The sequence below is a fragment of the Aliidiomarina taiwanensis genome (genome assembly GCF_003987015.1).
GTDB classification, from domain to species: Bacteria; Pseudomonadota; Gammaproteobacteria; order Enterobacterales; family Alteromonadaceae; genus Aliidiomarina; species Aliidiomarina taiwanensis.
The window spans coordinates 373,376-393,124 of sequence record NZ_PIPQ01000001.1 but is presented as its reverse complement, the minus strand read 5'-3'; the positions used below and the strand labels follow the sequence as shown (position 1 = coordinate 393,124).

Annotated in this window: 15 protein-coding genes; 13 read left to right on the top strand and 2 right to left on the bottom strand. The window is 49.0% G+C overall.

Annotated elements, in window-relative coordinates; all coding sequences use genetic code 11:
• The first annotated feature begins 30 nt into the window (after positions 1–30).
• From CWE15_RS01845 to CWE15_RS01835, 3 genes are all read left to right on the top strand, one after another.
• Entirely contained in the window at positions 31–570 is a 540-nt protein-coding gene (locus CWE15_RS01845; RefSeq protein WP_126756349.1) for an isochorismatase family protein, read from the top strand.
• Positions 571–663: 93 nt separating this feature from the next.
• Complete coding sequence (locus CWE15_RS01840) at positions 664–1,914, top strand: DEAD/DEAH box helicase (protein WP_126756348.1); 1,251 nt, start codon at positions 664–666, stop codon at positions 1,912–1,914.
• Between the two features lie 174 nt (positions 1,915–2,088).
• The gene (locus tag CWE15_RS01835; protein ID WP_126756347.1) at positions 2,089–4,659 is read left to right on the top strand and encodes a TonB-dependent receptor; all 2,571 of its coding nucleotides are present in this window, start codon (positions 2,089–2,091) and stop codon (positions 4,657–4,659) included.
• A 71-nt stretch (positions 4,660–4,730) separates the two neighbouring features.
• On the opposite strand, the gene CWE15_RS01830 is transcribed toward CWE15_RS01835, so the two are convergent.
• On the bottom strand, positions 4,731–6,266 hold the full coding sequence (locus CWE15_RS01830; protein WP_126756346.1) for a S10 family peptidase: 1,536 nt from the start codon (positions 6,264–6,266) through the stop codon (positions 4,731–4,733).
• Positions 6,267–6,436: 170 nt separating this feature from the next.
• Here CWE15_RS01830 and CWE15_RS01825 point away from each other — a divergent pair, with 170 nt between their 5' ends.
• Both CWE15_RS01825 and CWE15_RS01820 read left to right on the top strand, forming a co-directional pair.
• The gene (locus CWE15_RS01825; RefSeq protein ID WP_126756345.1) at positions 6,437–6,790 is read left to right on the top strand and encodes a DMT family transporter; all 354 of its coding nucleotides are present in this window, start codon (positions 6,437–6,439) and stop codon (positions 6,788–6,790) included.
• Positions 6,787–7,104, top strand: coding sequence for an SMR family transporter (locus CWE15_RS01820; protein ID WP_126756344.1), 318 nt, complete (start codon positions 6,787–6,789; stop codon positions 7,102–7,104). The genes CWE15_RS01825 and CWE15_RS01820 overlap by 4 nt, the downstream gene beginning before the upstream one ends.
• Before the next feature lie 60 nt (positions 7,105–7,164).
• Here the strand turns inward: CWE15_RS01820 and CWE15_RS01815 are convergent, their stop codons facing one another.
• A complete protein-coding gene (locus tag CWE15_RS01815; protein ID WP_126756343.1) occupies positions 7,165–8,346 on the bottom strand; it encodes a thiolase family protein in 1,182 nt (393 codons plus the stop codon).
• Between the two features lie 219 nt (positions 8,347–8,565).
• Here CWE15_RS01815 and CWE15_RS01810 point away from each other — a divergent pair, with 219 nt between their 5' ends.
• The 8 genes from CWE15_RS01810 (at position 8,566) to CWE15_RS01775 (ending at position 19,734) form a co-directional block, all read left to right on the top strand.
• Entirely contained in the window at positions 8,566–8,988 is a 423-nt protein-coding gene (locus tag CWE15_RS01810; RefSeq protein ID WP_126756342.1) for a MerR family transcriptional regulator, read from the top strand.
• A 10-nt stretch (positions 8,989–8,998) separates the two neighbouring features.
• On the top strand, positions 8,999–10,171 hold the full coding sequence (locus CWE15_RS01805; RefSeq protein WP_126756341.1) for an isovaleryl-CoA dehydrogenase: 1,173 nt from the start codon (positions 8,999–9,001) through the stop codon (positions 10,169–10,171).
• A gap of 11 nt (positions 10,172–10,182) precedes the next feature.
• Complete coding sequence (locus CWE15_RS01800; protein WP_126756340.1) at positions 10,183–11,790, top strand: carboxyl transferase domain-containing protein; 1,608 nt, start codon at positions 10,183–10,185, stop codon at positions 11,788–11,790.
• Positions 11,791–11,799: 9 nt separating this feature from the next.
• Positions 11,800–12,621: an enoyl-CoA hydratase-related protein gene (locus CWE15_RS01795; protein ID WP_126756339.1), complete on the top strand. Its 822-nt coding sequence runs from the start codon at positions 11,800–11,802 to the stop codon at positions 12,619–12,621.
• Positions 12,611–14,563, top strand: a complete 1,953-nt coding sequence (locus CWE15_RS01790; RefSeq protein WP_126756338.1) for an acetyl/propionyl/methylcrotonyl-CoA carboxylase subunit alpha — start codon at positions 12,611–12,613, stop codon at positions 14,561–14,563. The genes CWE15_RS01795 and CWE15_RS01790 overlap by 11 nt, the downstream gene beginning before the upstream one ends.
• Before the next feature lie 10 nt (positions 14,564–14,573).
• Positions 14,574–15,476: a hydroxymethylglutaryl-CoA lyase gene (locus CWE15_RS01785; RefSeq protein ID WP_126756337.1), complete on the top strand. Its 903-nt coding sequence runs from the start codon at positions 14,574–14,576 to the stop codon at positions 15,474–15,476.
• 1 nt (position 15,477) lies between these two features.
• Entirely contained in the window at positions 15,478–17,436 is a 1,959-nt protein-coding gene (locus CWE15_RS01780) for an acetoacetate--CoA ligase (protein ID WP_198674956.1), read from the top strand.
• A 78-nt stretch (positions 17,437–17,514) separates the two neighbouring features.
• A complete protein-coding gene (locus CWE15_RS01775) occupies positions 17,515–19,734 on the top strand; it encodes a putative bifunctional diguanylate cyclase/phosphodiesterase (RefSeq protein WP_126756336.1) in 2,220 nt (739 codons plus the stop codon).
• The last annotated feature ends 15 nt before the right edge of the window (positions 19,735–19,749 follow it).

Here is a 19,749-nt window from a genome sequence, read left to right as displayed (position 1 = left end):
TAAAACCACGAAGCAAGACGAGGAGTCATCATGTTAAATAAAGAAAACACCGGCCTGATCCTTGTAGATATTCAAGGCAAACTTGCTCGCCTTGTCGACAATAGTGATGCTTTTATTGCAAACTGCGTCAAGCTCGTCAAAGGTGCAAAAGCCTTGAACTTGCCGATTTTGTGGCTTGAACAAACCCCCGACAAACTTGGCGGTACCGTTGAGGAGCTGGCTGAACTCCTAGAAGAGCTTCAACCCATTCCAAAATACACCTTCGACGCCTGTGCCGAGCCTTTATTTACCCAAGCAGTGCAAACTGCCGTACGTCGAAACTGGCTGGTGTGTGGCATTGAAGCCCATATTTGCGTGTACCAAACAGCCGCACACTTAAAAAAGCTTGGCCACAATGTACACTTGGTCGTAGACTGTATTTCTGCACGCGATCCGGCCAACATCCAACTTGCTGTGACTAAATTGCAAAGTTTAGGCGTTACTCTAACCGGCTTAGAAATGTGTCTCTACGAAGTTGTTCATGACAGCCGTGCATCCGAGTTTAAAGACATACTAGGGCTGATAAAATAGCAGTCCACAAGATAACAACTGCAGAAAAGTGCGTTCTGCGCTATCATGCCCTCTACATTTTGTATTCCCTCATTGAAGAGTACCGCGTTACCGATGAAATTTTCCGAATTAGGCTTAAGCGATTTAATTTTAAACGCCCTTGAAACAGCAGGGTACACATCACCAACTCCCATTCAAGCACAAGCAATTCCCCCTGTTCTCGCTGGCAAAGATGTGATGGCCGCAGCTCAAACAGGTACAGGCAAAACCGCAGGTTTCACCTTACCTATTCTAGAAAAGCTAGCGAAAGGTAAACGCGCTGAAGCGAATACGGCTCGGGTACTTATCTTAACACCGACACGGGAACTGGCAGCCCAGGTTGCAGAAAGTGTCGCACAGTACAGCACCAATCTGCCTTTATCCCATGCGGTTGTTTTCGGTGGTGTCAAAATTAATCCACAAATGATGCGACTTCGTAAAGGCGTTGATATTTTAGTGGCCACCCCAGGCCGCTTACTCGACCTTTATCAGCAAAATGCTATCCGTTTTCCACGGTTAGAAATGTTAGTACTTGATGAAGCAGACCGTATGCTGGACATGGGTTTTATTCACGACATTAAGAAAATTATTCGGTTACTGCCGGCTAAGCGCCAAACCTTAATGTTCTCTGCCACTTTCTCTAAAGACATTCGAGAGCTTGCGAAAGGGTTAATGCAAAACCCAGTAGAAATTTCTGTGGCGCCAGCGAACACCACCGCCGAGCGGATTGAACAGGTCGTATATACAGCCGAGCGCACCAAGAAGCCACGTATGCTGATGAAAATACTGCGTCAACTTGAAATACCGCAAGTGCTTGTTTTCTCACGCACCAAACATGGTGCCAACCGCCTTGTACGGCAATTAAGCCAAGAAGGCTTCTTAGCAGCTGCTATTCACGGGAATAAAAGCCAAGGAGCTCGTACCAAGGCGTTGGCCGACTTCAAGAACAAACAAGTGCAAGTGCTCGTGGCCACCGACATAGCAGCACGCGGACTTGATATTGAAAAGCTCCCCTATGTAGTGAACTTTGATCTGCCCCATGTGGCGGAAGACTATGTGCACCGAATTGGTCGTACCGGCCGAGCCGGCGAAGTGGGCCATGCGATTTCCTTAGTTACCGACGAAGAAACCAAGCTATTATGGGCTGTGGAAAAACTGATTGGCGAGAAAATCCCACGGGCTGAACTCGAAGGCTTTGCTCCCGTAGAGCTAACAGGCAAAGTGTCTTTACCCCCACCAGGACAAAACCGTCCGAAACGCCGCCCTCGTCCAGACCAACGATCTGGCGAACAAAAGCAAGGCAGCCGGAGCCGCCGTCGCGGGTAAACGCAATAGTAGAACCAACAAGCCCTGATACTGCTTTTTAGTATCAGGGCTTTTTTTATAGTGCATACACGTAAAAAAAACACATCCGTATGACTTTACAGTTATAAATGTTGATTTTAAGTAACACCTATGTAACCTGAATGTTTCATCTTAGTGAAAAAAGGAACGTAGGCAATGAAAATAAACCTCAAGTTATCACTTAGTATGCTAGCTGTTTCTGCTGCACTAGCTGCCCCTTATACGCAGGCACAGGATCAGCAGGAGTCTGCCACCACTAAGCGCGTAGAGCGCATTCAAGTAACAGGATCACGCATTAATCGCACCAGTATGGAAGGTGCTTCCCAGGTTGAAGTCATTGATCGTGACCGCATTGAAGCTTCGGGTTTCAATAACCTCCAGCAAATATTAGAACGATTACCCGCAGCCGGTGTGGGTACTTTTTCAACCCAAGGAAATAGCCAAGACACCACAGCTAATGGTGCTGCAGCCATTAGTTTACGTGGCTTTGGCGCTGACTCTACCCTTGTTCTTTTAAACGGTCGTCGCATTGCCGTGTCATCTTTCGCTGAAGGGGTTGCGAATACCTTTGTGGATATTAACTCCATACCAGTCGCTGCCATTGAGCGTATTGATATTCTTAAAGACGGTGCTTCTGCGATCTACGGCTCTGATGCTGTAGCCGGTGTCGTAAATATTATCCTGCGTGATGATTTCGATGGTTTAGATGTTTCAGCAAGCTACGGTGGTACCACGGGCGACGTGAGTTACGAAGAAACCACCATGAACATGGTCTGGGGCATGAAAGGTGAAAGCAGCTCTACCACAATTATCATGGACTACTGGAAAAACACCTCTATTATGGGCTCTGAAATGGGCCAGTTTGGGAATCCTGACCAAACCGCACAAGGTGGACCCGACCGTCGTTCCTCTCGTGGTTTTCCTGGTAGCTTTATTTTAAATGGCCAAGAGGTGGCCGACCCTGACTGTCCTCCAGATTCACTAAAAGGTACCCGCTGCGTCTTTAACTACGGACCTTTTGCACAGGTGTTTCCAGAAGCTGAGCGTGCTGGTGCATTAATTCTATCCAAGCGCCAACTTACCGACTCTATTGAAGGCTATATTGAAATTGCAGCCCAACATAACCGATCGAAAGCCGGTGGTGCGCCTACGCCACTGGACGCCGATGCAGGTTTATATGTGCCGGCTGATCACCCAAACAACCCTTGGAATGAGCGGGTCGATATCAACTTCTTCCGCACGGTCGACGCCGGCCCCCGTATTTGGGATATTGAGTCGGACACCATACGGTTTGTAGCCGGTCTTCGGGGCGACTGGAATCAGTGGCAGTGGGACACTTCATTCCAAAAAGGACGCAGCTCCAGTATGCAAACGGGTAACCGTAGTCAGGGCTGGGTTCGTACCGACTTTTTACAAGAGCAAATCAACGCCGGAAATTACAACCCCTTCGGTGGGCACGTAAACAGCCCAGAAGTAATTGATGCCATTACTACCACCTTGGTACGCCAAGGTCAGTCTCACTTAACCGCTTGGGATGCCAACATCACAGGTGAGCTGTTCGAATTTGGTGACCATTTCATTTCTATGGCTGCTGGTCTTGAGTACCGAGAAGAAGATGTATTTGACCAACCCGACGACCAATTCCAACGCGGGCTTATTTTTGGGACTGAGTCGGTGCAAGCTCAAGCCGCTCGCGATCAATGGGCAGCCTATGCTGAGTTCCTAGTGCCTATCACATACGACTTAGAGTTAACCGTGGCAGGCCGGTACGACAAATACAGTGACTTCGGTTCAACCTTTAACCCTCAGGCAAAATTACTGTGGCGTGCAACGGACGACCTCACCTTCCGCGCTTCCTATGGTGAAGGGTTCCGCGCACCGTCCTTAGCACAAATTGGCTTAGGTCCTTCACAAGTGTCCACTTTCTTTGTTGACACCTACCGCTGTCAGGAGTCGGGGAATGGCTGTGATCAGCTCGATTACACGATTATCTTTAGTGGTTCAGACAGCTTAGAAGCGGAAGAATCGTCGAACTACAACCTAGGTGTCGTATGGCAGGCAACGGAAGCTTTTGACGTATCCTTTGATTATTGGTCTATCACGCAAGACAATAAGATTGATCAAAACGATTACGAAAACGTATATGCCGCTGAGTGTAATGACCCGAACAGCACTGTTTGTGTACGCCATGACCCTCTTCCGGGTGAAACCCTGGGTGGCTTAGCAGAGCTTCACAACAGTTATATTAACTTTGCTTCGCAAAAAGCAACGGGGCTAGATGTCTCAGCGAACTATAAAATGAACCTCGACAGCTTGGGCGACTTACGCTTTGGCGTAGATTGGTCATACTTGCAGAAGTTTGAAAAGAATGGCATCGACTACACGGGTGAGTATGAGTACCCGGCACACCGCTGGACAGCCCGTACCGAATGGTCCCGTGAAGCCATGGGTGTTAGTTTAAGCTTTAACTACATTGGTGAGTTTGAAGACTACCAAGCGCCGAATGAGGTGGAAGCATCAAAAACTCGCATGGTCGACGCGCAACTGTTAGTCGACTTACAAATGCGCTACGCCCTAACGCCTAACATGCAGTTGGCTTTTGGCGCTTCTAACTTGCTTGACGAAAAACCACCTGTGGCCCTTAACAGCGCCACCTATGGCTATGCTTCTTCAGTGCACAACCCACGTGGCCGCTTTGTTTACAGCAAAGTAAGCTACTCGTTTTAATAAGCGTAATCATTAAAAAAGGCTCGCTTCAAATTGATGAAGCGAGCCTTTTTATTTGGGCTCTGTGCTGCTTAGTATTTCGCTGCTTCACCCTCTGCTGGCAATGAATTTAAAATAAACTCACGTAAATGTTCATTGGAAAGACGTAAGTCTTCATGACGTAAGTACATCATGTGTCCACTCCGGTAGCCCTTGAAGGACAAGCGATCACGCATTTTCCCGCTTGGATCTAGTTGCCACATATTATATTTGGCATCAAAATAGTTGGTTGCTCCATCATAATATCCCGACTGAATCATCACATTCATATAGGGATTCTGAGCCATCGCTAAACGCAATTGCTCACCTGTATTATTGTTGCTTCTATCCCACGGATGAACAGGACCAAACATGTTGTATTTAAGATCGGTTTTCAGGCCTAGCTCTTCACGTAAATAGTGGTTAATGGCCGGTGTAAACGAATGCAACCACGAGGTAAGCTCCGAGTTAAAGTCAGGACGAGCGCCCACATCGTTTCTATCAATCCCCTTATAACGCGAGTCTAATCGTCCAACCGTATACCCTTCGTCACGCAGCAGTTCCTTCCAAAAGAAGGAGGTGCTGATGTCTAAATTACTTTGCAACACAACTTCTTCACTTAAGCCTGAGTAACGTGCAACTTGACGCGCCACATCAGCACGCTCTTGCTCGTCTAACCATGCTCCTTTAGCTAATGCTGGCAAGTAAGTGTCAAGGGTGAACGCTTCTACTTCTGGCAGAACCTCGTACAAGTCTTTCTCTTGCAAGTCGCTTGGTAATTGACCGTGATACCAAGCAGCAGCGGCAAAGTACGGTAAACGGTTTGCAGCCTTCACTGGGCCATTCCGCTCAATACCAATGTCTGTTGGTGAAACTAGCACCACGCCATTAATATACATCCACTGTCTGTTTTGCAGCGCGTGGGCAAGCCCGGCTACTCGGGTGGTTCCATAGCTTTCACCGATCAAGAATTTCGGAGAGCGCCAGCGGTTATAACGTGTGGTAAACGTATCAAGCCAATCAGCTAGGTACTTTACGTCTGCATTCACCCCAAAAAAGGTTTCGCGCTGCCAATCCCGCGACGGCATTTTCCCGTCTGGCCCCGGCAACACGCGGCTAAAACCTGTATTGACTGGGTTAATAAAGACAATGTCTGTTGTGTCGAGCACCGAATAAGGGTTGTCTTTCACGCCATAGGGCTGAATAGGAAAGCCTTCATCGTCAACGCGAAGCGCTTTCGGACCAGAATAAGCTATTTGCATCCAAACCGATGCTGAGCCTGGGCCACCATTAAACGAAAACATAATAGGCCGCTTTTCTTGCTCGCGCACACCTTGGCGTTCGTAATAGGTGTAATGCAAGGTTGCAATGGGGTGCCCTTCTTCATTCCATACGGGCAAAAAACCATTGTAAGCTTTGTAGGTTATTCGCTCCCCATTAATACGGGTTCTATGCTCGGTTACAACCACAGACTCTGCTTCAACGGTACGGCGAAAGTCTGTGCTTTGATCATGTGCAAACACAGGCGCATGAACACTACCTAGTGTGAGTGTGCAGGCTACAGCTGCACCCAAAAGCCACTTATTCATTATTATATCCTTGGTTCTGAAAGTACATGAATTGCTGGTACACAGTTCATTGAATATCAAGTAAATGCAAGCCGAACAAGATAAGTTTCATAGTTTATAGGGTGTCTGTCCACTACTCTCAGCCATGGCCGTCACGATATACTCTACAACCTTATATAAGGAGGTTTTTCATGCACTGGTTTTATATGGTGTTGGCCGTAGTGTTTGAAGTCATTGGCACCACTGTGATGAAGTGGTTCGTTAATCAGGGTCACATGTTGTTTGGTACCTTGTTTGTCGCATTCATGGTGGGGTTAGCATATCTTTCACTCAGCCAGGCAACCAGCCGTATTCCTGTTGCTTTAGCCAACGCTTTTTGGGAAGGCTTAGGCATGCTTTTAATTGCTTTGGTTTCTTTTGTTTTTCTCGGTGAGAGTATTTCCTTAGGTCAGGCAGGCGCCTTGATTTTAGCCATTCTCGGCATTGTGGTGATTAACTACGGTTCCTATGTGCAAAACCAGAAAAAGCAAGAGGCGACCCTGTGATTTACTGGCTGTTTATTAGCGGCTCCGTCGTAACCGATATTGCAGCAAATGTGTTTTTAGAGAAGTCACAAGGTTTTCGCCGCAAGCGTTTTGGCTTTCTAGCCATTGCCTTTATTATGCTCGCTTTCGGACTACTGAGCTTTGCCGTGCAAGGCATTCCTTTGTTTATTGCCTACGCTGTATGGGGTGCCCTGTCTATTAGCGGTACCGCGTTAGCAACCCTGGTCCTGTTCGGCCATACCCTCAACTGGATTAGCTGCTTAGGGCTGGGCATTCTCATTCTTTCCATTGTGACCATGCAAGTAGTGAGCTAAGCACAAAAAAGCGTTACCACAAGCTATTGCGGTAACGCTTTTGCAGGTTAAACCGGTGAATTAAAGAACTTCAACAGCCATAGCAACGGCTTCACCACCACCAATACAAAGTGACGTCACTCCCTTTTGTTTTCCTTGCTGTTTTAAAGCATGCAATAAGGTCACGAGCAAGCGCGCACCTGAAGCACCAATTGGGTGGCCTAATGCACAAGCGCCGCCATGCACGTTCACTTTTGCAGGGTCAAGCGCCATGTCCTTTATGGCAACCATAGTCACCATGGCGAAGGCTTCGTTAATTTCCCAAAGTTCGACATCATTTGCAGCCCACCCGGCCTTGTCGAGTACCTTCTTCATAGCGCCTACAGGGGCAACCGTGAATTCCGCTGGTTTCTGTGAGTGGGTTGCATGTGCAGCAATACGAGCCAAAGGAGTTAAGCCACGTGCTTTTGCTTCTGACTCACGCATTACCACAAGTGCTGCCGCACCGTCGGAAATAGAACTGGAATTCGCCGCTGTTACGGTTCCATCTTTGGTAAAAGCAGGACGTAAAGTAGGAATCTTGTCAATACGCGCTTTGCCTGGCTGTTCGTCAAAGCGAACGCTGACTTCACCTTTACGTGTACGGTAAGTTACAGGCACCACTTCTTGTTCAAAATGGCCTTGCTTTATCGCATTTTGAGCACGCTCTAAGGACTGAATGGCAAAAGCATCCATATCTTCACGGCTAAAGCCGTAGCTGTCTGCGGTTGCTTGTGCATAGTTCCCCATGGGTAAGCCTTCATACGCATCTTGTAGGCCGTCTAACATCATGTGGTCAAGTACTTGACCATGCCCCATACGGTAACCACTTCGCGCTTTATCAAGTAAGTAAGGCGCATTGGACATGCTTTCCATGCCACCTGCTACAACCACACGAGCGCTACCTGCTGCAATCAAGTCATGGGCCATCATCACTGTTTTCAAGCCAGAGCCACATACTTTGTTCACTGTGGTAGCCCCTGCGCTGTATGGCAAGCCGGCACCTAAGCTAGCTTGACGCGCCGGCGCTTGTTTCGTGCCCGCCGGTAAAACACAGCCCATTAGCACTTCGTCAACGTCATCGGCTGCAAGTTTGGCTCGCTCAACGGCAGCCTGAATGGCTGTCGCACCTAACTCGGGTGCACTGACAGGGCTTAACTCTCCTTGAAAACCCCCCATTGGGGTGCGTGCGGCGGCCACAATTACAATTGCATCTGAACTCATATCTAACTCCTTGGAATTTTTTCTGTGCGCATTTTGGCACACCTCAGCAATAAAACAAACGAAACTACCTACTACTTAAGTTACAAACAAACATGGCAAGCGTTAATTTTTCGATACAAAAAGGCATTCCCCCCTTGCAAGCGCCCCTTTACGTTAACGTCAACTTCATCTAAGCTTACACGGAATTTCAACATTTATTGAGGTTAAAGAGGCTTCAGCATGACAAACACGTTTGCGACGAATCCAGAGCGCGTCCGTCGCACCCAAGACAGTTTTAGCATTAGCGACTTAGCTCGTGAGTTTGATATCACCACGCGCAGCATTCGCTTTTATGAAGACCGTGGTTTGCTTGCTCCTGAGCGCCGAGGTCAAACGCGGGTGTATTACCAAAAAGACCGCGTTCGCCTCAAGCTTATTCTTCGCGGTAAACGATTAGGCTTTACCCTGGCTGAAACGAAAACGTTATTTGACATGTATGAGCGCGATGGCAGTAGCGCAAACCAATTACAAACCATGTTGCAGCTTATTGAAGACAAGAAAGCCGCCCTGAACCAACAACTCGACGATATTAAAGTGGTACTCCACGAACTCAACGCAGTTGAAGCCGGATGCCGTGCAGAGCTCGAAGAAAAATTAACTTAGGAATACGTTTATGATCAGTCAATTTAAGTCTCTTAATTTCGATCTCGGTGAAACAGCCGATATGTTACGTGAAGCTGTGAATGCCTTTGCCCGTGAAGAAATTGCACCCCGCGCTGCGGCCATTGATGAAGCAAATGAGTTTCCAGCTGACCTTTGGCAAAAGTTTGGTGACATGGGCTTATTAGGTATTACTGTACCAGAAGAGTTTGGGGGTGCCGGCATGGGCTACCTCGAGCACGTTATTGCGATGGAAGAAATCAGCCGCGCCTCGGCTTCAGTGGGCTTAAGTTACGGCGCCCACTCCAACCTATGCGTCAACCAAATTAATATTAACGGAACTCAGGCACAAAAAGAGAAATACTTACCCAAGCTTATTTCTGGTGAGCATGTGGGCGCCCTAGCCATGAGCGAGCCAAACGCAGGCTCGGATGTGGTGAGCATGAAACTCCACGCCAAAAAAGACGGCGACCACTACATATTAAATGGTAATAAAATGTGGATCACCAATGGTCCTGATGCACACACCTTAGTGGTCTACGCTAAAACAGAGCCAAGCGCAGGTGCCAAAGGCATTACGGCATTTATTATTGAACGCGACAACACACCAGGCTTTAGCACCGCACAAAAACTAGACAAACTAGGTATGCGTGGCTCTAACACCTGCGAACTGGTGTTTGAAGACGCTCGCGTACCTGCCGAGAACATCTTAGGTGGGTTAAACGAAGGCGTTCGAGTTCTTATGAGTGGCCTTGATTACGAGCGTGCTGTGCTGGCCGCAGGCCCACTCGGCATTATGCAGGCCTGTATGGACATTGTGGTGCCCTACATTCACGAGCGCACTCAGTTTGGAAAGGAAATTGGCCAGTTCCAGCTGGTGCAAGGCAAAATTGCTGATATGTACACGCAAATGAACGCCGCGCGAGCTTACGTTTACACTGTCGCTAAGTCCTGCGACCGTGGCGAAACAACACGTAAAGACGCTGCTGGTGCTATTCTTTATGCAGCCGAGCTAGCCACGAAAATGGCCCTCGACGCCATCCAGCTCCTCGGTGGTAACGGCTATATCAATGAATACGCAACAGGTCGCCTACTTCGCGACGCCAAGCTGTACGAAATTGGTGCCGGCACTTCAGAAATTCGACGCATGCTGATTGGTCGCGAATTATTTAACGAATCGAAGTAAGGAGTGGCACTGTGGCAATTTTAACCAGTAAAGTGAACCCGCGGGACGAAACCTTTATTGCAAATGACAAAGCAATGCGCGCTTTAGTGGCGGACGTTCACGACAAGGTCGAACAAATAAAGCAAGGCGGCGGTAAAAGCTACCAAGAGCGCCACGTTTCCCGGGGTAAACTGCTGGTGCGCGACCGCATTCAACGTTTGCTCGACCCTGGCTCGCCTTTTCTTGAAATTGGTCAGTTTGCAGCCTGGGACGTATACGACGACTACGTGCCCGCTGCCGGTATTGTTGCCGGCATTGGCCATGTCAATGGCGTAGAGTGCATGATAGTAGCGAACGACGCCACCGTAAAAGGCGGCACCTACTATCCGCTGACGGTTAAAAAACACCTACGGGCCCAAGAAATTGCTGAGCGCTGCCACCTTCCTTGTATTTACCTCGTGGACTCTGGAGGGGCTAACCTGCCTCGCCAAGAAGATGTGTTTGCCGACCGTGACCACTTTGGTCGTATTTTCTTTAACCAAGCCACCATGTCGGCGAAAGGCATTCCGCAAATTGCAGTGGTGATGGGCTTATGCACCGCAGGTGGTGCCTATGTACCGGCTATGGCCGACGAGTCCATTATTGTCAAAGAGCAAGGCACTATTTTCTTAGCGGGACCGCCGTTAGTGAAGGCTGCAACCGGTGAAGAAGTATCCGCAGAAGAGCTCGGGGGTGCCGACGTGCACACCCGTATTTCAGGTGTAGCCGACCACTTTGCTGTGAACGACGAACATGCTCTCGCTATTGCACGTCGTTCAGTCGCGCGCTTAAATCGTGGAGAAAAAACCCGCTTACACGAAGCGCCTGTGAAACCGCCTCGTTACCCTGAAGAAGAAATTTACGGCATTGTTGGTACCGACTTACGCAAGCCATATGATGCCCGTGAAGTAATAGCTCGAGTGGTGGACGACTCGGACTTTGACGAGTTTAAACAAAACTACGGCAACACCTTAGTGACTGGGTTTGCACGTATTCACGGTTACCCTGTCGGCATTATTGCCAACAATGGTATTTTGTTTTCCGAGTCCGCTCAAAAAGGAGCTCACTTTATTGAGCTCTGTGCTCAGCGCAAAATCCCCTTAGTGTTTTTACAAAACATTACGGGCTTTATGGTTGGGAAAAAGTACGAAGCGGAAGGTATTGCCAAGCATGGTGCGAAAATGGTGACCGCTGTTAGCTGCGCTAAGGTACCAAAATTCACCGTTTTGATTGGCGGTAGTTATGGCGCAGGCAACTACGGTATGTGTGGTCGTGCCTACGACCCAACCTTTATGTTTATGTGGCCCAACGCCCGAATTTCAGTGATGGGCGGTGAGCAGGCAGCGGGAGTTATGGCACAAGTAACCCGCGACAATAAAGAACGCAAAGGTGAAAAATGGAGCAGCGAAGATGAAGCGGCCTTTAAACAGCCCATCATCGACACCTATGAGCGCCAGGGCCACCCTTACTTTGCCTCTGGCCGTTTATGGGATGACGGCATTATTGACCCGAAAGAAACCCGCAACGTTCTTGGTTTAAGTATTGCTGCGGCCCTAAACGCCCCCATTGAGGACACACGCTTTGGCGTGTTCCGCATGTAAGGAGTTTGTATGAACTATGTTTCTTTAGCGGTCAATGATTTAGGTGTCGCCACGTTAACCATGGCCCGTCCAGAGGTGCACAATGCCTTCGACGACACCATGATAGCCGAGCTGCGTTCTGCCTTAGCCAGCTTAAAAGAGAATGCCAAAGCCCGCGTGCTTGTCCTACGCGGCGACGGCCGCCATTTTTCTGCTGGTGCTGACTTGAACTGGATGCGCGGCATGGCGCAGAAGAACCTGCAAGAAAACTTGCAGGACGCTGGTGAGTTAGGTGCCCTGATGTGGGAGCTAGACCATCACCCACTGCCAACCATTGCGCTTGTACAAGGCGCGGCCTTTGGCGGAGCTGTGGGCTTAGTTGCTTGTTGTGATATCGCTATAGCCACGGAACGAGCTAGCTTTTGCTTGTCTGAAACACGCATTGGCCTGATTCCTGCGGTTATTAGCCCCTATGTAGTTCGCGCTATGGGTCATGCCGCTTCACGTCGCTACATGCTGACAGCTGAGCGTTTTAGTGCAACGACTGCCGCACACTTTGGGCTTGTTCATGAAGTTTTTGCCGAACTTCCTGAGGCAGAAGCGAAGGTTACAGAGTTAGTCAATACCTTACTGAACAATAGCCCTGCTGCGGTTACGGCAGCAAAAGAACTTATTGAACATGTAAGCAATGCCCCTCTCGACCAAGACTTAGTGACAGAAACGGCACGTCGCATCGCCCATATTCGTGTTTCTCACGAAGGCCAAGAAGGGCTGAGTGCTTTTTTAGAGAAACGGACGGCCAACTGGGTACCCACTGCCCCACACACGAACGAGGCACAAGATGATAAATAAAGTATTAATTGCGAACCGGGGCGAAATAGCCTGCCGTGTTATTCATTCCGCCCGCAAAATGGGCATACAAACGGTGGCGGTTTATTCCGATGCAGACCACAATGCCCAACACGTTTTATTAGCCGATGAAGCCGTGCACATTGGTCCAGCGCCAAGCAACGAGTCGTACTTATGCATAGATAAAATTATTGCTGCTGCACAGCGCACTGGGGCGCAAGCAGTGCACCCTGGCTATGGGTTTTTAGCTGAAAACGAAGCGTTTGCCGAAGCGCTTGCACAAGCAGGCCTTATTTTTGTTGGACCACCGACCACCGCTATTCAAGCTATGGGCTCTAAAAGCGCGGCGAAAACCATTATGGCAGACGCCAAGGTGCCTTTAGTCCCTGGCTACCACGGAGAAGACCAAAGCGACGCCCTGTTGCGCAGTGAAAGCGACAACATGGGCTACCCTGTGCTGTTAAAAGCGGCCTATGGCGGTGGCGGTAAAGGCATGCGTATTGTTCATAGTAGCAGCGAGTTCGACGAAGCTCTGGCTTCTGCTCGCCGCGAAGCAAAGGCCGCTTTCGACAACGACAAAATGCTAGTGGAAAAGTACATCACCCAGCCCCGTCACGTGGAAATTCAAGTCTTCTGCGACCAGCACGGCAACGCCATTTACCTAGCCGAGCGAGACTGTTCGGTGCAGCGTCGTCACCAAAAAGTCATTGAAGAAGCGCCAGCGCCTGGCTTAACCGAAGAAACCCGCCGCGCCATGGGCGAAGCAGCAGTGCGTGCCGCACAAGCCATTCAGTACGAAGGTGCGGGAACCGTTGAGTTCCTGCTCGACAGCGATGGTCGTTTCTACTTTATGGAAATGAACACCCGCTTGCAGGTGGAACACCCCATTACTGAAATGATCACCGGGGTCGACCTAGTCGAGTGGCAACTGCGTGTAGCTGCCGGGGAAAAACTCCCCATGGAACAGGCTGATCTACAACTCAACGGCCATGCTTTTGAAGCGCGCATTTATGCCGAAAATGCCGACGACAACTTTATGCCCAGTACTGGTGTGCTGGAACATTTGCGTTTCGCTCCTACTTCTCAACATGTGCGTATCGACTCGGGCGTTGTCCAAGGTGACGAAGTGTCCGCCTATTACGACCCAATGATAGCCAAGTTGATTGTTTGGGACAAAGACAGAGCCTCGGCTTTACGCCGATTACAACTGGCACTGCGAGAAACACATATTGCCGGTGTGACCACCAATACCGACTACTTACACCGTATTGCCAGTCACAAGGAATTTGTAAAAGGAAATGTGAGCACCCACTTTATTGACGACTACCAAACAGACTTAGAACTAAGGAGTAATCCTGAAGCGGAAACCGACGCCCTTGCTGTGATAGCTGTGCGTGCTGCGTTGCTGAAAAACAAACCAGCTGATAGCCCTTGGACCCGGCTACAAGGCTGGCAAATGAACGGGCCGAGCCAACAACAGGTACAGCTGCATGTGGGTCAAGACTTTCAAAACTTAACCGTTGAGCAAACAACAGAAGGCTACTACCTACCAAGCCTTGGTCGCACCGTCGTGTTAATCGATGACACTCAGGTAAGCGTAAACGGATTACGCTTCAGTGCCCACTTTGCCCAGACCAGTAAGGGGTATACACTCTTTACGGCGGCTGGTCGCTTTGACGCTGCGCCATACGATGCCCTTGCGGAACTTGCTCATGAAGAAGAAGCAGGTACCATGACCGCTCCCATGAATGGCACCATCGTTGCTGTTTATGTTGCTCCTGGCGACACCGTGGAAGAAGACCAAGCGCTGGTAATTATGGAAGCGATGAAAATGGAATACACGATTCGCGCCCCATTCCATGGCGTGGTCGAACAGGTGTTCTTCCAAGCAGGTGAGTTGGTGAGCGATGGCGCCGAGCTGGTCAGTTTAGCGGAAACCGAATAAGGACCTTAATATGGCGATGCCTAAGCACGTACGCATTGTAGAAGTAGGCCCACGAGATGGACTACAAAACGAACAAGCTGTCAGTACCGAGGCAAAGGTTCAATTAATTAATGCTCTGTCCGCTTCTGGGTTAGTTACCATTGAAGCGGGTAGCTTTGTCAGCCCCAAATGGGTGCCGCAAATGGCTGACAGCCACCAGGTGATGACCCAAATAACGCGCAAGCCGGGCGTCACTTACTCGGCGTTAACTCCGAACCTGAAGGGGTTTGAACTCGCCCTTGCGGCGGGCGCAGACGAAGTGGCTGTGTTTGGTGCTGCCTCTGAAGCGTTTAGCCAGAAAAACATTAACTGTTCTATTGCTGAGTCTTTACAGCGCTTCGAGCCAGTAATGGAGGCTGCTAAAGCTGCTCAAATCCCGGTTCGTGGCTATGTGTCGTGTGTCCTTGGCTGTCCGTACCAAGGCGACGTACCTATTAGCGAGGTCGTGCGTGTTGCTCAGGCGCTTCATGCTATGGGTTGCTACGAAATATCCCTCGGCGACACCATAGGCACGGGCACCCCACTCCACGCTCAACGCATGCTCAGTGCTGTCGCCGAGCATGTGCCAATGGAACAACTTGCCTTACACTTTCACAACACTTACGGGCAAGCACTTGCCAACCTGAGTGCCTGCTTACCTTTAGGGGTACAGGTCATTGATAGTGCAGTCGCAGGCTTAGGCGGCTGCCCCTATGCCAAAGGAGCCAGCGGCAATGTAGCCACAGAAGATGTGCTGTATATGCTACAGGGCATGGGCATTGAAACAGGCGTTGACCTCGACACTATTATTAACGCAGGACACGACATTTGTAATTCATTGCAGCAGGCACCTCGTTCTTTGGTAAGCCAAGCTGCCTTAGCAAACAAAGGGTGACATGATGAGCCAACACGAACAGCCTATGTGGCAACCCAGTGCCAGCGAAATCGAACGTGCACATATGACTCGTTTTATGGAGTTTGTAGAGGAGCACACCCAGCTTGACGTCCCCTTTGGTGGTGACTACCAGCGCTTACACGCTTGGTCCGTGCAACACAAGGAAATATTCTGGTCTTTGCTGTGGGACTTTTTTGCGGTCATCGGCCACAAAGGCGAACAAACTCTTCTCGATGGCGACAAAATGCCTGGTGCCCAGTGGTTTCCTGAGGCCTCACTTAACTTTGCTGAAAACCTACTCCGTTACCGCGACGACCGTGTTGCCCTTGTCTTCACCAATGAACAGGGCCAACGCCAGCAACTCACATACAATGAGTTGTACCATCAGGTGGCGGCAGTAGCGGCACGCCTAAAGTCTTTGGGTGTTCGTGCCGGTGACCGAGTCGCCGGCATGCTACCGAACTGCATTGAAACCATAGTGGCTATGTTGGCCACCACCAGCTTAGGTGCTGTTTGGTCAAGCTGTTCACCCGACTTTGGCGTGCAAGGCGTACAAGACCGCTTTGGCCAAATAGAGCCAAAAGTTATGTTCGCTGTCGATGGCTACTTCTATAATGGCAAAACTCTCGATGTAAGCGACAAAGTAGCAGCCATCCGCAATGCTATTCCGAGCATAGAAACTCTGGTGGTCATTCCCTTTGCAGGCCTAAACAGCGCAGTGCCAAATACCATTTTATGGCACGATTTTATGGATAGTACAGCTCGGGACATTGAGTTTGTACCGCGGGCATTTAACGACCCGCTCTATATCATGTTTAGCTCAGGCACAACAGGAGTGCCTAAGTGCATTGTACATGGTATTGGTGGCACCTTACTGCAACACATGAAAGAGCATGTGCTGCATACAGATCTTGACCGCCACGACAACTTATTCTTTTTTACCACCTGTGGCTGGATGATGTGGAACTGGCTGGTGTCAGGCCTAGCCGTTGGATCGCGCTTATCTTTATTTGATGGTTCGCCCTTCTATCCAAGCCCTGAAGCCATGTTCAACCTCATCGACAAAGAGCATATTACCGTATTTGGAACCAGCGCTAAGTTCCTATCAGCACTGGAAAAAGCTGGAGTAAAACCACGTGAAACTCATTCGCTGAAGTCCTTGCGTAGCATTTTAACCACAGGCTCTGTGCTGACTCCTGAAAGCTTTGACTTTGTTTATCGGGATATAAAGCAAGATCTGTGCTTATCGTCCATTTCTGGCGGTACCGACATTATCAGCTGCTTTGCCTTGGGCAACCCTATTTTACCTGTGTACCGTGGCCAGTTGCAAAGCCCTGGGCTCGGCTTGGCTGTGAATGTATACAGCGAACAAGGCCAGGCTTTAAAAGGTGAAAAAGGTGAACTTGTTTGCGAGCAGTCTTTCCCTTGTATGCCAACAGGCTTTTGGAACGACCCTGACGGCACAAACTACCACAAAGCCTATTTTGAACGCTTTGACAATATTTGGGCCCATGGTGACTACGCAGAAATCACTCCTCAGTTCGGGCTCGTTATTTATGGCCGCTCCGACACAGTGTTAAACCCCGGTGGCGTGCGTATTGGCACCGCCGAAATTTATCGTCAGGTGGAAAAAGTTGAAGAGGTACTCGAGTCTATTGCCGTCGGCCAACGCTGGAACGACGACGAGCGGGTGGTTCTATTCGTGCGCCTAAGGGAAGGCATAGTGCTCGATGAAAGCCTACGAGATAAGATAAAGCGCAGTATTCGTGCCAATGCGACTCCGCGACATGTACCTGCTGTCATAGCACAAGTTTATGATATACCTCGTACTATTAGTGGTAAAATTGTCGAATTAGCTGTGCGTCAAGTGATTCATGGCGAAACCGTCAAAAATACAGACGCTTTGGCTAATCCTGAAGCTTTAGATGAATTTAAAGAACGGAAAGAGCTCGCTCGATAGTTGGTTTAAGGTTGCTAAAATCCGCTGTTTAGGTAATCATCGTATTACTTTTATTAACAGCGGATTAACAGGACTCGAATGCATTACTTCTCTCACTTCCGCCAAGCTATTGCCGCAGGTGTTATTGGATTTTTATTAACGCTCATAGCGTCTTCTGTGCTGTGGTATATAGACAACCAGAAAGTACGCGCTAGCTTGCAAAACGAGCTCATGTCGCTGCAACGCGAAGTAGGTAAGGAAGTGCGCGCCCATGTTTTTGGTCTCACTTGGATTGCCCGACAACATGCCGACACTCCGAACCGTACAGGCGACTCCTGGCTGAACGAAGGCGAGATTATTCAAACTTATTACCCAAATTTTTCCGCTTTACTGTGGGTTAACGAGCGAGGCACCATTGAGGCTGCCTACCCCTCAGATTTAGCCAAAGACATTGTTGGGACTAGCTTTGCTGATCAAACCGGCCAGTCCCTTGAAAGCATACGCCATAATAGCCGCCATTTAATTCAAGCTGGGGCTATTAAGAATAATCCTCTCGATATTCTCATTATTACGCCTCACTTAGCGACGCAGCCTAAAGGTTACTATGTTGCGATTCTTAACTCTGAACAGCTGCTACACGCCACGCTGGCCACGTATTTAGCCGATGGCTCCATGTTTCAAATTCGTAGCAGTGACAACAAGGTGCTATTTGACTTCGCAGGACAAAATAAGCATTACGACGCCTGGCGTGCCACATCAACAGTTCACTCGTTTGAACAAGAGCTGCACTTTGAACTATGGCCTTCACCCGAACGCTTAAGTGAAATGCGCAGTCATTTACCCCTGTTGGTGTTATTGGCTGGGCTAAGCGCGACTGGTTTAATGACAGCGTCTTTGTATGTGCTTGGGGTAAGCCGCGTACGTGCACAAGAGCTTGCCGACACGAATATCGACTTATACATAGAAATTGAAGAGCGCGAGCGTGTAGAAAAGCGCATGGCTTATTTGGCTTCCCACGACTTACTAACCGGCCTAGCCAACCGTCACGCCTTGAACGAACACTTAGAAAAAGCACTCAAAGGCTGTAACTGTTCCGATAAGCGCGTCGGCGCCCTCATTATCGACCTCGATAACTTTAAAGACGTAAACGATGCCTTAGGCCATACGCTCGGCGACGAGCTTTTAAAGTCCGTAGCTAAACGTTTAGCTGAATTACAGCCCGAGTCGGGTTTATTAGCGCGTCTCGGCGGCGACGAGTTTGCCATGACAGTGGTCAACATTCCTTCTGTCTCTGCCTTAGAACATTTAGCCGAAAACGTACTAGAAGCCTTAAACAAGCAATTTTATATTGAAGATTACGAATTGTTCGTCAGCGGTAGCATTGGTTTAGCCATTAACCAAGCTAGCGACGAAGAGCCCGACGACTTAATGCGTAATGCCGACACCGCCCTATACAGAGCCAAAGAGCTTGGCCGCTCTGTTTACCATGTTTATAGCCACAAACTGCATGAAGAACTTAATGCACGAATTGAACTGGTAAAACGCTTGCGTGAAGCCGTTGAAAATGAGCATTTATCGGTTTATTACCAACCGAAAATAGATATGGCTAGTCGCCGTATTGTCGGGCTTGAAGCTCTTGTCCGTTGGATTGACGAAGACGGCAGCATTATTGGCCCGGACGAATTTATCCCTGTGGCGGAAGACACGGGGTTAATCATTCCTATTTCAAACTTTGTTTTAAAAACTGCCTGTACCCAATTAAAGCGCTGGCACGATATGGGCATGTCCGACCTACAACTGTCGGTCAACTTATCTGGGAAGCAACTACAGTCACCAGACTTAATGGACTATATTTTAAGTGTTATCGACGAAACCGGTATTCCGAGTCACTTACTAGAACTTGAGCTAACCGAACAAGTGTTTATCGAGAACATCAAGTCGCATACAAACTTTATGCACGCCTTGCGTGAAGAAGGGGTGACCTTAGCGATAGACGACTTCGGTGTGGGTTATTCCTCGCTTTCTTATTTAAAACACTTCCCGGTGAATGTGTTGAAAATCGATCGTTCTTTCGTGCAAGATCTACCGGACGACAAAGACGATGCAACCATTACTCAAACCATTATTAATTTAGCCAATAGTTTAGACTTAGAACTCGTTGCTGAAGGTGTTGAAACGGAAGAGCAAGTGAGCTTCCTAACGGAGCGGGGCTGTATCATTGGGCAAGGTTTCCTATTTAGCCGCCCTATCCCTAGCTCTGAAATGACCGAGTTACTAACGCGCTATGAAGGCTTAGTTCCAATTCAAATTATTTCGTAATAGCTTTAAGGAGTA